A 14,573-nucleotide genomic window follows, 5' to 3' on the forward strand; every position below is an offset into this window, starting at 1 on the left:
TCATTTCTTTTTATACCAGCGACGACGTCTGCGATGTCGCCTTTTCTGTTGATAACGATTGATCCGTTTATAGACGATCCAGACAAACAACAGACCGAAAACAGCGAATATCAATATAACAATCCAAGAGTTAAGATTGTCACCTTTTACCCGGCTCCACATTTCCAGGACAACCTCCGTCTTGTTTCCAAAATCGCGGATCATGGCACAGCGTTCCACGACCTTACGATCCGGATACTGGACCGGATTCACTCGTGCGTGCTCAGCCCCCGGCCCGAAGAAATAACTTACGTCCACAGATTCGGTAAAAGTCGTATCCATTCTCTCCTCCAATATTTCCGGAGTAGCTATAGCGCTGACATATCCTGTCATGTCCATATTCCGGATGGCATTCTCCGGACGGCAGATATAGTCCAAGAAATAACTGGCCGCTTTCACGTTGCGGGCATACTTAGGGATCGCCCAACCATCGTACCAGATATTACTACCCTCCAAAGGAACCTCATACCCCAGATCTACGCCTACGGCACTCGCCTCTTCCATGGCCCAGACCGCATCGCCGCTCCACGTGAAATTCAACCACGCCTTTCCCTTCGTCATCATCTCCTTACCAAAATCGGCCTCCCAGCCGGCGATATTCAGTTTCATTTTCTTTAAGTATTCCTCGGCGATAGCAATCATTTCCGGGGAGCTATCGTTCATCAATTGCTCCACCGTGATCGTACCATCCGCCAACCCTCGTGAGTTAGCGTATATGATAGCGGTTCCATAAGCGTCACGATAACTATCCTTCATCAATATCTTATTCTTGAAGCGAGGATCCCAAAGGCATTTCCACGACATTACCTCGTCTCGAGAGACATCGGCCTTATTATACAACAGACCGGCGGTTCCCCACATATAAGGAACCACGTAGTCGGTAGTCTTCCGGCCCGGCTGGCTTAACTTATTCAGTTCCGCTTGGATATAGGGAGAGACATTGTTGATATAATCCGGAGTCTTCCCGAAATTACGGTCGATCGGCAGTAAGAGGTTCTTCCGCAGCATACGCTCAATGATATACTCCGAAGGGCAAATCAAGTCGAAATCCTCATGCCCCCGCTCAACCTTGGTCAACATGATCTCGTTGATATCAAAGACCTGATAGATAATCCGGACTTCCTCGCCCGTCTGCTCCTTATACCATTTCGGGAAATCCGTCAAGACCTCCTCGTCGATATAATCCGCCCAGTTATAAATCTTCAATATCTTGCTTCTTTCCTCGTCCGAGCGCCCGCAAGAAGTGAACAGCCCCATAAGCAGGGCCCAAACAGATAAGATCGATATAAACTTCTTCATTTTCATTTACGCTCGCTTCGCTTTCTCAGCACGTTTATTTATAACAATCAACAATATTAACACGGTTACGAAGATAATCGTTGAGAGAGGACGCAGTTCCGGGGTCAATCCTCCTTTCCGGGCATCCGCATAGATAAAGGTGGAAAGAGTTTCCAAGCCCTCATTACCAATCGTAAATATGGTCACAGCGAAATCGTCGATAGACAGCGTGAAGGCGAGGATAAAGCCACTGATCATACCTGGACGGATTTCCGGGAAGATCACCTTCCGCAAGGCCTGAAACGGGGTGGCTCCCAAATCCAACGCCGCCTCGTAGATGTTCTGGTTCATTTGTTTCAAGCGGGGCATGACACTTAATACCACATACGGCGTACAGAAGGTGATATGCGCCAACACGACCGTCGTGAACCCTTGGGAGATCCCTAGGCTGACAAACAGCAGGAACAAGGAAATACCGGTGATGATATCCGGATTCAACATCGGGATGTTATTGACAAAGCTCACGGCGTTACGAGCCCTTGCCTTCAAATTAAAGATCCCGATAGCGGCCACGCTTCCCAACAAGGTAGATACCGTAGCGGCTATCATAGCGATAGCGAACGTATTCCAAAGGGCGCTGACCAACGAATGCTGTACGTTGCCGGCAAAAAGAGAGCTATATAATTTCGTGGAGAACCCGGTCCAGTTACCCAGCACTTTCGCTTCCGTGAATGAAAAGATCATGATAATCAAGATCGGCGAGTAGAGCAACAATAGCAAAGCCCATAGATATCCTTTAGCTAAATATTTCACCATCAGATAAGCCCTCCCTCATTCGCCGAATCACTGCTCTCATTACTGAACAATCCCGTGATTCCGATTAATAACAACATGATAAGAGAAAGCGCCGCCCCGTAGTTCCACATACCGTTATTGATATTCTCCTGTATAGTCGTACCGAAGAGCTTGATATTGTTCATCGTCAATAACTCGGCGATGGCAAACGTAGAGATTGTCGGCATAAACACCATCATGATACCGCTCATTACTCCCGGCATGGATAGCGGGAATACGGCCTTGATAAATACCTGCGACGGATTCGCCCCCAAATCTTGCGCCGCCTCGATCAAGCTGTGATCCATTTTCTGGAGCGTATTATAAATCGGGTAGATCATAAAAGGCAGGAAGTTGTACACCATACCAAAGATCAGGGCTCCCTCTCCCAACGGGAAATTCAAGAAATCGAACAAAGCCACAGTAGCCAACGTACGGATCAAGATATTGACCCACATCGGAAGAATAAACAAAACGACCATCGTACGGGAAGTATTAAATCGGGCTTGGCTCAATATCCAAGCGGCCGGATATCCCAGCAACAGACAAAGAATGGTCGTTATCAAAGCGATCCCGACTGAATACACGAAGGTGTTTATCGCCTCGGGATGGATCATAAACTTATGGAAATTGGCGAAAGTAAACATCCCCTCGTCATTCGTAAAGGCGTAATACACGATCAAGAGGAGCGGTATCACGACAAAGATGGCCAAGAACAGGACATAAGGAATGGTCCAGTTCCTTCGTCTCATAAAAAATGCAGAAAACGTATTGATCACTTCCTTCCCTTTTTAAACATGAATAATTCGAATTTTATCCGGGGCGATCGTTATGCCGACATGGTCTCCATCATCCCATACATCGTTGGTATCGACAAAGATGTCCTCGTCCCAATCCGTAAACACGGTCAGATGATAATGGTTGCCTTTGTATAGAATAAATTTCACCTCTCCGGTCAGGCGACCGTCTTCCTCGTTATCCTCCAAGATCACATCTTTAAAATCGATCTCGACTTTCACTGACGTATTTGGTTCTATATCGGTTACTTCCTTGCATTCAAACGTACAGCCTAGGAATTCCACATGCGTAGCGTCGATCAACCTTCCCTCGAAGGTATTGCAAATACGTTCCTTCTTCATCACATGGATATCGAAAGGCTTGATAAGAAGCCCAACCTCGCTACCTGCCTCGAAGCAATGGTAATCCTGTACCATAAACTCGTATCCGTTCGGGGTTTGCACCATCATCTCATAATGCACACCCTTGAAGATGGAGGAGGTCACCGTACCCGTCAACATCGCCGCCTCCGATGGCTCGAAGATGTAAATATCCTCGGGGCGCAACACGACATCTACCGGTATTTGCTCCCCGAATCCCTCATCTACACACTCAAACTCATGCCCAGCGAAAGAGACTTGCTTATCCTTGATCATCGTTCCGTTCAAGATGTTACTCTCGCCGATGAAATCGGCGACGAATGAGTTGACAGGCTCGTTATATATATCGATCGGAGTACCGATCTGCTGGATCTTCCCCTCGCTCATGACAACGATCGTATCGCTGAGCGTCAAGGCCTCCTCTTGGTCGTGGGTCACGTACACGAACGTAATGCCTAAGGACTTATGCATCTCTTTCAATTCCATTTGCATGTCCTTGCGCATCTTCAAGTCCAAGGCCGCCAACGGCTCATCCAGCAATAACACCTCCGGCTCATTCACGATGGCGCGGGCGATCGCCACACGTTGCTGCTGGCCGCCGGAGAGGGAATCGACATCGCGATCCTCATAGTCCGTCAGCCCCACCATCTTCAACGCCTGCTTCACTTTCTTCTCGATCGTGGCGGAAGGTAGTTTCTTCAGCTTCAAGCCAAAGGCGATATTATTGTACACATTCAGATGTGGGAACAGGGCATATTTCTGGAACACCGTATTCACGGGACGTTTATGCGGCGGCGTCTGCGTGATCTCCTTTCCGGCGATCGTGATAACACCCTCGGAGGCCGTCTGGAAACCGGCTATCAAACGCAACAGGGTAGTCTTTCCGCAACCGGAAGGCCCCAAAATGGTTACAAACTCGCCCTTGCGGACCTGCAAATTTACATCATTCAGCACAGCCTTCTCGCCGAAATACTTTGATACGTGCTCCACACTGATAATGCGATCGGACTTTTGTATTGACATTATCCTCTAACCTAATTACAATTAAACAATTACGGTTTACCACCCTAAAAAGCGGCACAAATGTACATATTTTTAACGGTTCTGCGATAGAGTCTATACGTTATATACGAAAATATTATTGGAAACTCATTTTGTATGCGCCGGATTTTAATTGATAGATAGCTTTACCATCCTTCAATCCCATGCAACCATCCGGACAGCAACCCTAAGACTATAGGCAAAATACGTGGAAAAATAGATAATCCGACCTATCCAGAAGTGAAAACAGGCATGACAGGTCATGTGGAAACTGTCAAGGTAGTATTCGATTCGTCGCAGACTAGCTATGAGGATTTACTTCGCCTTTATTTCGAGACCCATGACTTCACGCAAGTAGGAGGACAAGGATCGGACATAGGCACACAATATCGTTCCGTTATTTTCTATTGCGACGAACAACAGAAAAAAATGACTGAGAAATATATCGGGATATTAACAGATAAAGGATATAAGGTAGCGACTGCTTTAGAACCCGCTACCACCTTCTGGGTTGGCGAGGATTATCACCAACATTATTATGACAAGAAAGGAGATACACCCTATTGTCATATCTATCGAAAAATCTTTTAGAGTTGATAGTTTAATTACCGCTTGTCGTAACCGTCAATTGTCAACTCTCAAAGTTTTTCTTCTCGTCAATAATGTATTCGGGACGAGCCTTGATCTCGTCAAAAAGGATACCGACATATTGCCCTAACACACCAACCGTCAATAGCTGCACACCTCCAAAGAAGATAATGGAAGTCATGATAGAAGTCCAACCGACCTCGGCGTTACTGAAACCATAGATCTTGCCCAACGTGAACCAAACCGCCAAGATTATACCGACCAATACGGATATAAACCCGAGACTCGTCGCCAAACGCAACGGTTTCTTCGAGAAATAAAGCATTGCCGTTGACGCAAATTTCAGCATCTTACTAATCGGATATTTCGTCTCGCCGGCGATACGCGCCTCACGCTCATAATAAAACGGCACTTGATGGAAGCCCACCCAGCTTATCAAGCCACGGATATATTTTCCCCGTTCCTTAAAACGGTCAAACTCATTCATCACTTTCCGGTCCACTAAACGGAAATCTCCTGTATCCAGCGGGAAATGAACCTCGCTCATATAATTCATCACCCGGTAAAAAGCCTTGGAGGTGAACAGTTTGAAAAGGCTCTCCCCTTCCCGTGACTTACGGACGCAATAAACCACGTTGGCATCCTCTCTCTCCTGCACTTCCAGCAGATCCGGAATCAATTCCGGCGGATCCTGCATATCGGCGTCGATGATAATCGCCAAATCAGCGTCACAGTTATTGATACCCGCCGTTACCGCCGGTTGATGACCGAAATTCCGGGAGAAGTGAATCACCTTCACATGAGGATCGGTAGCGGCTATATGATCCAACAAAGAGCGTGTCTTATCCTGACTACCATCATTTATATAGATAATCTCCGTAGGGTTGGACAACTTTACCAAGACCTCTTTCGTACGCCGATACGATTCCTCGATCACGGCTTCCTCGTTGTAACACGGAACTATAACCGCTAACTTCTTCATGCCTTTTAAGCTTTAAAGGTATAAAACTTATTTACTAAAAAATTGATCACCGTATAGAAAGCCATTCCAATCAAGTGGTTGTAGTAATGATCGATCGTAAGTCGGGAATTCAAGATCAGTACCAATCCGTACTGTAAGGCATAACAAATAATGAAAGCGATCGTGAACCGAACCGCCCCTTTCGTCCATCCGGTGGAACTTCCCTTGAAAGTCCACTGCTTGTTCCAGATGAAACTGTTTAATATGCCTACCACATATCCCGTTAAGTTAGATAAACCTTCCCGGCATCCGAAGAGTTTCATCATCACCCAGATAACGATCATCGTTATCAAGGTATTACTCAACCCGACTACACCATACTTAATAGCTTGCTTAATCGTCTCCATTCTTATTTATAATCTCAGAAATCTCCTCTGGTGTCAATTCTTTGACATTCGTGATCGTGAAAACATTCGAGAGGAAATCACCGTATTGGTTACATTCATTGATCACCCGGTCCAACGTGGTTTTTATATCCGTACGCACCGGGATCAAGAACACCAGCTCCACATACTGCTCACCGATCGTCAAACGCTCGATCTCGCAGTCCGTTTTCGGCAGATAATAAGCGAACTCCCGCTCGACTATCCGCCGCTGATATTCTTGGAAAGATTTCTTGCCTTTAGACGTCATCAAGACATAGAAACGTAGCTTCTCCCCTTTTCCTCCCAAGCCGGTCGAGATATAAATTTGTTTCTCGTTGGAGAAATCGGACTCTAAAGAGATACGAGACTCCATCAAAGCCATGTAGGCCCAATCTGTCACTTCCGGGTCCGGATGCTGGGTGTATTCCTCCAACAAACGGTACGCACGGACAGATTTTGAGGTAGCCAATTGAGATAACAAATATCTCTTCTCGGTCTTGTCCGTGGTTTCCTCCGTCAACAAAGTGTTGTACAGGGTCTCGCACTCATCCTCCGATAAGGGACGGGGAGGCCGGTTTTCCTTCCGTACGTTTTCCGAGTATTTGAAATACTCCATCTGAAATTCAACCGGCACACGCTGTTCTAGTATATGGAAATGTCCCTCCATCCTGCTGAAGGAATCACGGAACTTTTTGAACACATCACCTTCTTCTTTCATAGATCGTCTTTTTTCATTAATTAAACTCCCATAAACAAGAAACAAGAACAAAGGTAATGTTTTTTCCGGAATAAATAAAAATAACGTTATTTAAGCTCCCGCATAAATTAAGAATCCAAGTCCAATCACGAATAAAATGAACATCCCGACATTCAGACGATTGGAAATGGCAGGCGCTCCCGCTTTCTCGGACGCTATCATACTGAAAGATTGACCAATACTGCCGTATGATCCCAACTCATACGCCCTTCCGGATCTCCCTCCGCAAAACAAAGGGCGTACGCATCTTTTACGGGACTGTTCTCTACGTTCATCTGTACCAGTTTCTTTCCGGTCAAGATTACGTTCCCGATCTCAAAACCGCTAAAGACAATCTCTGTAGGCCATTCCTCCGCTACGACTTTAGAGGCAGGGACATCGCAATACACATTGAATTCTTTACCTTCCGGAAACAGGCCCGCCATAGAAACCAAGCGTTTCACTTTCTTGGCAACTAATTCCTTTCCGGAGAGATCGCTATATTCATCAGCTCCCGATTGAAGCAAATCCCTTAAATTAGAGAAGAAACCAATCGTACAAATAACTACACTGGTATCCGGTTGTTCGCTCAGAATCTTACGATACACCTTCAGGGCATCCGGAGCGTCGGAAGTCTTCGCCGTATGATGCGGATAGTTAGCGGGTAACTCGTCTGTCCACTTCGTTTTATGCCAAGTAGTCAAGGAGACCCCCGGTTCGCTCTTTGATGCCCCTACCGGTATGTCCGGACGGTTGAAATAAGTATTCAACACCTCAATGCAAGGCACCACCCGCTCATCATGGTTGGAGGAAAGAGTCGCAAGAATATTTACCTGACCGCTATCCGCCAAGGCATGCATCAAGGCTATAGCGCCCACATCATCATAGTCCGGACCTAAATCGGTATCCAGAATAAGATTTACCGGTTGAGGCTTATCGGTTTGAGGAATATTTTTCGACACATTTCCCTTACAGGAAATCAACAAGGCAAATAAACCCATCAGAAACAATGATTTCTTCATAATCTTTATAATTTTATTGGTGAACAATCTCTTTCGGAGCATCCGAATAAATCAATATTTCGCTGAAATGAACGGAGATATCATTACGTGGATTTAGCCATTTAAACGTAGCCGTGTGTTTTCCCTTGGGCAGCTGATACTTCCAGAACAGGTCGTTCCTACGAGTCGTATAGGATGCCGGAAGATTCGCCGTCTCAACCAGATCCCCATCTAGGTACATCTCTACTTTCGCTACGTATTTATCATCTTTAGCGTTCACAAAGCCTCTGAATACGGCACCTGTTCCCTCAAAAGGTAGTTCTCCCACATCGGGCAAATTCTTATTAACCGCCACTTTCTCTATCGGATACATACCCTCGAAAGCCTTCTCATAACGAACGGCTACAGGCTGCTGGCATTTGATCGTCACCTCGTCACCTGACACGGAACCGCCGTTGCTCTCTATCACTTGCAACGCTTGATTGAAACCCATTTGGTAAGTCTTATTCAATGAAATAGTCGTATAGGCAAAATCCATATCTTCCACCTCTCTCAAGTTCTTCATCCAATAATCCGGTATATGGCTATAACCAAGGATCGTTCCTAAGACACCACCCGCAGAGGCCGGGTTGCAATCCGAATCTTGTCCGCAACGAGTAGAGATATCCAATGTCTTATAGAAATCTCCCTCACCATAAAGCAAGCCGATAAGAATGTATGCGCTATTGATCACGGCATCGATATTGAACGGGACAAAAACACCATCCGGACAGCCGATATCCGAGCTCCATTTCTTCTCGCACTCAAACCAAGCGCGTTTCCAATCGTCCAGATATTCCTTATGCCAGCGGATCACATCGCTCATACATTTATAATAGGTACTTTGCTCCGGTATCGTCTTTAATGCCTCGGTCACGATAAACTCGATATCATCCGAGATAAACGATAACGAATACATCGCCCCGACATACACACCGCCGTACCAACCATCTCCGTAATTCATGATATGCCCGATCTTATCAGAGATCTCGGAAGCCGTATTCGGCATACCCGGCGACATCAGTCCGGCATAGTCCGCCTCGATCTGATAATCCAGATCATCCGCATGCGGGTTATTCAGCCAATGACCTGACGCCGGAGGCATGATCCCTTGTAAAATATTATAACGTGCCGATTGGTTAGCATGCCACAACGTATATCCCGCCGTAGCGAACGCCATGGCGAATGAGTCTACAGGGGCGTCCAATCCCAACCTGTCAAAGACATCCACGAACGTAAGGTCCATATAAACATCATCGTATAATCCGGGAACATTCTCGTACCACCACTTGATATACCCGGCCGGCCATACGATCGGTACGTATTCCTGAATCATCGTTCCGTTATACTTGAACTCCGTCGGACCGCCATACGTACAGCCTATGGTTTGTCCGGCCCAACCTCCCTTAATCTTATCCATCAACTTTTCTTTACTAATCGTAAACTCAGCGGGCACCGTCGTTTGCTCCTTTGTCGAGGGTTGTTGGGAACATGAGGTCGCCCCTAGAAATAAAGAGGCTACCGTTATCACCGCAAATACTGTTTGTTTCATACTATTAGATTGTTTTTATAGATTAATCAAAAATATCCACCTCATTCCGATAAGGAGCGGAAGATTGCGCTCCCACACGAGTCACGGACGATGCCATCTTAGCGACAAACTCGACAGTATCCATAGGAATCTCCAATTGCATTAAAATCAAATCGGCCTTTTCTATCGCTTCTTCCGATTTCGCTAAATCTGAAGATAATAAATTAGCGTTAGCTCCGGAGGCCATCACAATACAATTTTCAGCATGAGCATCCACCGTAATCAACGCTACGCCTGATGGATTTTCGGATCTGAGAAAATATAGGAAGTATCAATTCCCTCTTCCTCAAATAGCTGCTGGGATTGATGTCCGAATATATCACTGCCTGTTTTACAAAATAAACGAGACCCACCCCCCTAACCGGGCAACAGCAACCGCTTGATTCGCTCCTTTCCCACCCGGGTTCATAAAAAATGTTCCTCCTAATACCGTCTCTCCCGGACGAGGAAGATGATTCGTTTTTATGACCATATCGGTATTGCTACTTCCAACAACCAATATATTATGATTCCTCAAGTTCTCCATACTGTTCTCTTATTAATCACTTGTTTAACAAAAATATCATATATTCCGCTTAGCATACCGGATTTCATATTAATTCACATTCATTCACTGATGTTGCAAATATAAAAAGATCCAAAATATAAAAGTGATTTAGCTTCATCAGCAAAGTATCTTAGGTTCGCCGGCAAAGTATGTTAAGTTACTTCGCTGGTGAAGTTAACTTCATTTGACAAGATTGCAGCGTATTGTCTATAACATAAGACATAAAGGAATAAAAAATTAGACGATACATTCAAATAATAAATCCAAACAATAAGCATGCTCATATCATTCGCATGCTTATTACAGATCATCAACGTCCTTAAAAACATGGTTATATTTCTAAAAAAACACACATATGTTTTCCACAAAAGTCATACATGTTTTTGCGAAAACACATACATGTTTTTACCGGATCACACGACATCATAATGAGAATTTCCCTCATCAGTCCCGTGTAAGTTTGAGGCTATATCAAAACTCAAGCCCCAACTCAGTTGTTTTGACTTTTTAGCTCAAGAGAAAAATCAAGGACTTGACGTATCAACAAGCCATAATTATATATTTTTGGTAGACAAATCTAAAATCATGCTATAAAACATTATTCGGAAACGTTATAAATACAAAGAAGAAAGTTACTTTTACACGCAATTTCAATAATATTGATACGCATGAAGAACATAAATACACTGTCGGGCTTGTCTGTAGCTAATTTTAGCAAGCAAATTGACGGGAAAGAAACGGCACTTTATACCCTGTGTAACAAGGTTGGAGCAGAGCTAGCGATTACAAATTATGGAGCGAAAATCGTATCGCTGATGGTTCCTGATAAGAACGGGAAAATGACCGATGTCGTTACTGGCCATAATTCGATTGAAGAGTACTTAACATCAGAAGAACCTTATTTCGGTGCTATTTGCGGTCGTTATGGAAATCGTATCGCCGCTGGAAAATTCACGATCGACGGTATTACTTATGACAAATTAGCCATAAACAACGGTCCCAATAGCTTGCATGGCGGAATCAAGGGATTCAATGCGGTAGTATGGGACGCCAAACAAATAGACGAGCAAACCATTGATTTGAAATATACCTCCGCCGATAGCGAGGAAGGTTTCCCTGGAGAACTAAAGACAACCGTAACTTATCATCTGACAAATGAGAATGAGGTCGTTATCTCCTATCAAGCCTCTACGGATAAACCTACGGTCTTAAACCTAACCAATCATTCTTATTTTAACCTATCCGGTGCGGGAGATCCTTATATAGGAGACCATATCCTCACGATCAACGCCGACCATTATCTGCCTACAGACAATACGGCGATCCCGTACGGACCTAAAGAGAAGGTAGAAGGTACACCGATGGACTTCCGGACTCCTCATGAGGTAGGCGAACGAATCAATGACAATTTCGAACAGCTTATATTCGGTAAGGGATATGACCACACGTACCTATTAAATAAAGAGGACAACGAACTTTCTTTTTGCGCTCGCTGCTCCTCTCCCAAGACCGGTATCGTAATGGAAACTTATACGACCGAACCGGGCGTGCAATTATACACCGGAAACTGGATGACCGGAGATTTCGAAGGTAAGAACGGACAACGCTACCCGGAACGGGCCGCTTTATGTCTGGAAACCCAACATTTCCCCGATAGCCCTAACAAACCGGAATATCCGACAACGGAACTCCGCCCGGGCGAGGTTTTCCAAAGTACTACTATTTATAAATTCAGTGTAGAATAAGAAAATAATTCAAGTAATCTAATAATCTAAAAACAACAAAAAAGAAATGGAATCAACAGCAAAAAAGAATTACACATTGCCTATTATCATGATGGTGGCTCTCTTCTTCATGATATCTTTCGTGACAGGTCTACAGAACCCATTCGGTATCATCGTTAAGAACCAGTTCGCTGCCAGCAACTTCATGTCGCAACTGGGTAACGCGGCTAACTTTATCGCCTATGCCTTCATGGGTATTCCGGCCGGTATGTTATTGCAGAAGATCGGTTACAAGAAAACCGCTTTGTTAGCGATCATCGTAGGTTTCTGTGGTGTAGGTATTTCTTATCTTTCCGGTGTGGCTGGTAGCTACGCTGTTTATTTGACAGGTGCTTTCGTGTCCGGTTTCTCTATGTGTATGTTGAATACCGTAGTAAACCCGATGTTGAACACGTTAGGTGGTGGTGGAAACAAAGGTAACCAATTAATTCAGGTTGCAGGCTCCGTGAACTCTATCGGCGCTACGATCGTTCCGGTATTGGTTGGTTATTTGATCGGTGACGCTGCTAAGGCTCAGATCAGTGACGCTAACCCGGCATTGTTCTTGGCTATGGGTATCTTTGCCATCGTATTTATCGTATTGTTCTGCATGCAAATTCCAGAACCGCATATGGTTAAGGAAAATGAAGCAAAGACTCCGGATAAGCACAGCGCACTTTCTTTCCGTCACTTCATTTTAGGTGCCATCGCAATCTTCTTGTATGTAGGTGTCGAGGTAGGTATTCCTAACTTCATGAACTTGTTCGCTACTTCCCCTGAGATCGGTATCGATCCTACAGTAGCCGGTTCTATCGTGGGTACATATTGGTTCTTGATGATGATCGGACGTCTGTTCGGTGCCTCTTTCGGAGCTAAGATCTCTAGTAAGGCGATGTTGTCATCAGCCGCCACGGTAGGTATGATCTTTATCTTGATCGCTATCTTCGCCCCTGCTACGACTAAAGTTAGTATGCCTGTATTCTTGTCAGATATCTCTTTCGGTATGGTTGAGGTTCCTGTCGGAATCATGTTCATGGCTCTTTGTGGTTTATGCACTTCCATCATGTGGGGTGGTATCTTCAACTTGGCAGTAGAAGGTTTAGGTAAATATACGGCAGCCGCTTCCGGTATCTTTATGGTAATGGTTTGCGGTGGAGGTATTCTTCCGTTGATCCAAGGAGCTGTAGCCGACGCTGGCGGTTTCATTACTAGCTTCTGGGTGGTATTCCTAGGATTGGCATATTTGCTATATTACGCTTTGATTGGTAGCAAGAACGTAAACAAAGATATTCCTGTTGAATAATAAGGACAGGACATAATATAATAAAGAAGAAATTATCCGGCAGAGTTTTCTGAATGGATAATTTCTTCTTGTTTATTCAATTATTTACCTTAATCAAATTAAGTATCATGCAACAAAAAATCAGAACTAAATTTAAAGAGTTATTTTATACCGAAGGTAGCTTATACACATCTCCGGGACGTATTAACTTGATCGGTGAACATACTGATTATAATGGAGGTTTCGTTTTTCCGGGTGCCGTAGATAAAGGAATGATCGCTGAGATCAAACCAAATGGGACGGGCAAAGTCCGGGCGTTCTCCATCGACTTAAATGATTACGCTGAATTTGGCTTGACCGAGGAGGACGCTCCTTCCGCAAGCTGGGCAAGATATATCTTTGGCGTATGTCGGGAGATTATTAAACGAGGTGGCAATATCCAAGGTTTCGATACCGTATTTGCCGGAGACGTACCTCTGGGTGCTGGAATGTCTTCTTCCGCCGCATTGGAAAGTACTTATGCTTTCGCATTGAATGACTTATTCTCATTGAATATCGATAAATTCGAGTTGGCTAAGATCGGTCAGGCTACAGAACATAATTATTGTGGCGTGAATTGCGGTATCATGGACCAATTCGCTTCCGTATTCGGCAAGGCCGGAAGTTTGATCCGCTTGGATTGCCGTTCTTTGGAATATAAATATTATCCGTTTAATCCGGTTGGTTACAAACTCGTGTTATTGGATTCGGTCGTTAAGCACGAGTTGGCGTCCTCAGCCTACAACAAACGCCGTCAATCCTGCGAGAACGTGGTAGCCGCCATTCGCCGCAACCATCCGGAAGTAGAGTTCTTACGTGACGCTACGATGGAGATGCTGAACGAGGTAAAAGCGGATGTCAGCGCAGAGGATTACATGCGTGCCGAATATGTTATCGAGGAAATCCAACGCGTACTCGACGTATGTGCCGCTTTGGAGAAAGGCGACTATGAGACTGTCGGCGAAAAGATGTACGGCACGCATCAAGGTATGAGCAAGCTTTATGAAGTTAGCTGCGAGGAACTGGATTTCTTGAACGATATCGCCAAGGAATGTGGTGTAACGGGTTCTCGTGTCATGGGTGGAGGATTCGGTGGTTGTACGATAAACTTGGTTAAGGAGGAGTTATACGACGATTTCGTGAAGAAAGCCTTCTCCGCTTATAAAGAGAAGTTTGGCCGTGAACCTAAATTATATAATGTAGTAATCAGCGACGGAGCACGCAAGCTCTGTTAATCTTTAAAATCCATAAA

12 protein-coding genes and 3 pseudogenes are annotated in these 14,573 nt (G+C 44.9%); 4 read left to right on the plus strand and 11 right to left on the minus strand.

Annotation, left to right across the window (positions count from 1 at the left end; translation table 11 throughout):
• Genes E5342_RS10410 through potA form a run of 4 tightly spaced genes read right to left on the minus strand, consistent with a single transcriptional unit; the run spans position 1 to position 4,331 of the window.
• Positions 1–1,338: an ABC transporter substrate-binding protein gene (locus E5342_RS10410; RefSeq protein WP_135959334.1), complete on the minus strand. Its 1,338-nt coding sequence runs from the start codon at positions 1,336–1,338 to the stop codon at positions 1–3.
• A gap of 6 nt (positions 1,339–1,344) precedes the next feature.
• The gene (locus E5342_RS10415; protein ID WP_409072532.1) at positions 1,345–2,133 is read right to left on the minus strand and encodes an ABC transporter permease; all 789 of its coding nucleotides are present in this window, start codon (positions 2,131–2,133) and stop codon (positions 1,345–1,347) included.
• On the minus strand, positions 2,133–2,930 hold the full coding sequence (locus tag E5342_RS10420) for an ABC transporter permease (RefSeq protein ID WP_409072531.1): 798 nt from the start codon (positions 2,928–2,930) through the stop codon (positions 2,133–2,135). The genes E5342_RS10415 and E5342_RS10420 overlap by 1 nt, the downstream gene beginning before the upstream one ends.
• A gap of 12 nt (positions 2,931–2,942) precedes the next feature.
• The gene (gene potA / locus E5342_RS10425; protein ID WP_121735283.1) at positions 2,943–4,331 is read right to left on the minus strand and encodes a polyamine ABC transporter ATP-binding protein; all 1,389 of its coding nucleotides are present in this window, start codon (positions 4,329–4,331) and stop codon (positions 2,943–2,945) included.
• A gap of 222 nt (positions 4,332–4,553) precedes the next feature.
• Here potA and msrA point away from each other — a divergent pair, with 222 nt between their 5' ends.
• Positions 4,554–4,940, plus strand: coding sequence for a peptide-methionine (S)-S-oxide reductase MsrA (gene msrA, locus E5342_RS10430; RefSeq protein WP_282593908.1), 387 nt, complete (start codon positions 4,554–4,556; stop codon positions 4,938–4,940).
• A gap of 40 nt (positions 4,941–4,980) precedes the next feature.
• On the opposite strand, the gene E5342_RS10435 is transcribed toward msrA, so the two are convergent.
• From E5342_RS10435 to E5342_RS20175, 7 genes and pseudogenes are all read right to left on the minus strand, one after another.
• Positions 4,981–5,919, minus strand: a complete 939-nt coding sequence (locus tag E5342_RS10435) for a glycosyltransferase family 2 protein (RefSeq protein ID WP_121735281.1) — start codon at positions 5,917–5,919, stop codon at positions 4,981–4,983.
• 5 nt (positions 5,920–5,924) lie between these two features.
• Positions 5,925–6,305: a GtrA family protein gene (locus E5342_RS10440; RefSeq protein ID WP_121735280.1), complete on the minus strand. Its 381-nt coding sequence runs from the start codon at positions 6,303–6,305 to the stop codon at positions 5,925–5,927.
• Positions 6,292–7,041 carry a hypothetical protein gene (locus tag E5342_RS10445; RefSeq protein WP_135959335.1) on the minus strand — a complete coding sequence of 250 codons (750 nt, stop codon included), beginning with the start codon at positions 7,039–7,041 and terminating at the stop codon, positions 6,292–6,294. Before E5342_RS10445 ends, E5342_RS10440 begins: the two co-directional genes overlap by 14 nt.
• A gap of 90 nt (positions 7,042–7,131) precedes the next feature.
• A pseudogene (locus E5342_RS20340) lies at positions 7,132–7,260 on the minus strand (multidrug DMT transporter permease); the annotation flags it as partial.
• Positions 7,254–8,081, minus strand: a pseudogene (locus E5342_RS10450) (nucleoside hydrolase); the annotation flags it as partial. The pseudogenes E5342_RS10450 and E5342_RS20340, both read right to left, overlap by 7 nt.
• A 13-nt stretch (positions 8,082–8,094) precedes the next feature.
• Positions 8,095–9,651, minus strand: a complete 1,557-nt coding sequence (locus E5342_RS10455; RefSeq protein ID WP_135959336.1) for an ADP-ribosylglycohydrolase family protein — start codon at positions 9,649–9,651, stop codon at positions 8,095–8,097.
• Between the two features lie 91 nt (positions 9,652–9,742).
• A pseudogene (locus tag E5342_RS20175) lies at positions 9,743–10,216 on the minus strand (PfkB family carbohydrate kinase); the annotation flags it as partial.
• 689 nt (positions 10,217–10,905) lie between these two features.
• Between E5342_RS20175 and E5342_RS10465 the strand changes: the two are divergent.
• From E5342_RS10465 to galK, 3 genes are all read left to right on the plus strand, one after another.
• On the plus strand, positions 10,906–11,982 hold the full coding sequence (locus E5342_RS10465; RefSeq protein ID WP_121735277.1) for an aldose epimerase family protein: 1,077 nt from the start codon (positions 10,906–10,908) through the stop codon (positions 11,980–11,982).
• Between the two features lie 46 nt (positions 11,983–12,028).
• On the plus strand, positions 12,029–13,303 hold the full coding sequence (locus tag E5342_RS10470) for an MFS transporter (protein WP_005866353.1): 1,275 nt from the start codon (positions 12,029–12,031) through the stop codon (positions 13,301–13,303).
• A 107-nt stretch (positions 13,304–13,410) separates the two neighbouring features.
• Positions 13,411–14,556 (plus strand): galactokinase, encoded by a 1,146-nt coding sequence (galK, locus tag E5342_RS10475; RefSeq protein ID WP_121735304.1) that lies wholly within the window; start codon positions 13,411–13,413, stop codon positions 14,554–14,556.
• Positions 14,557–14,573 lie beyond the last annotated feature (17 nt).

The sequence above is a fragment of the Parabacteroides distasonis genome (assembly GCF_004793765.1).
Classification (GTDB): domain Bacteria; phylum Bacteroidota; class Bacteroidia; order Bacteroidales; family Tannerellaceae; genus Parabacteroides; species Parabacteroides distasonis_A.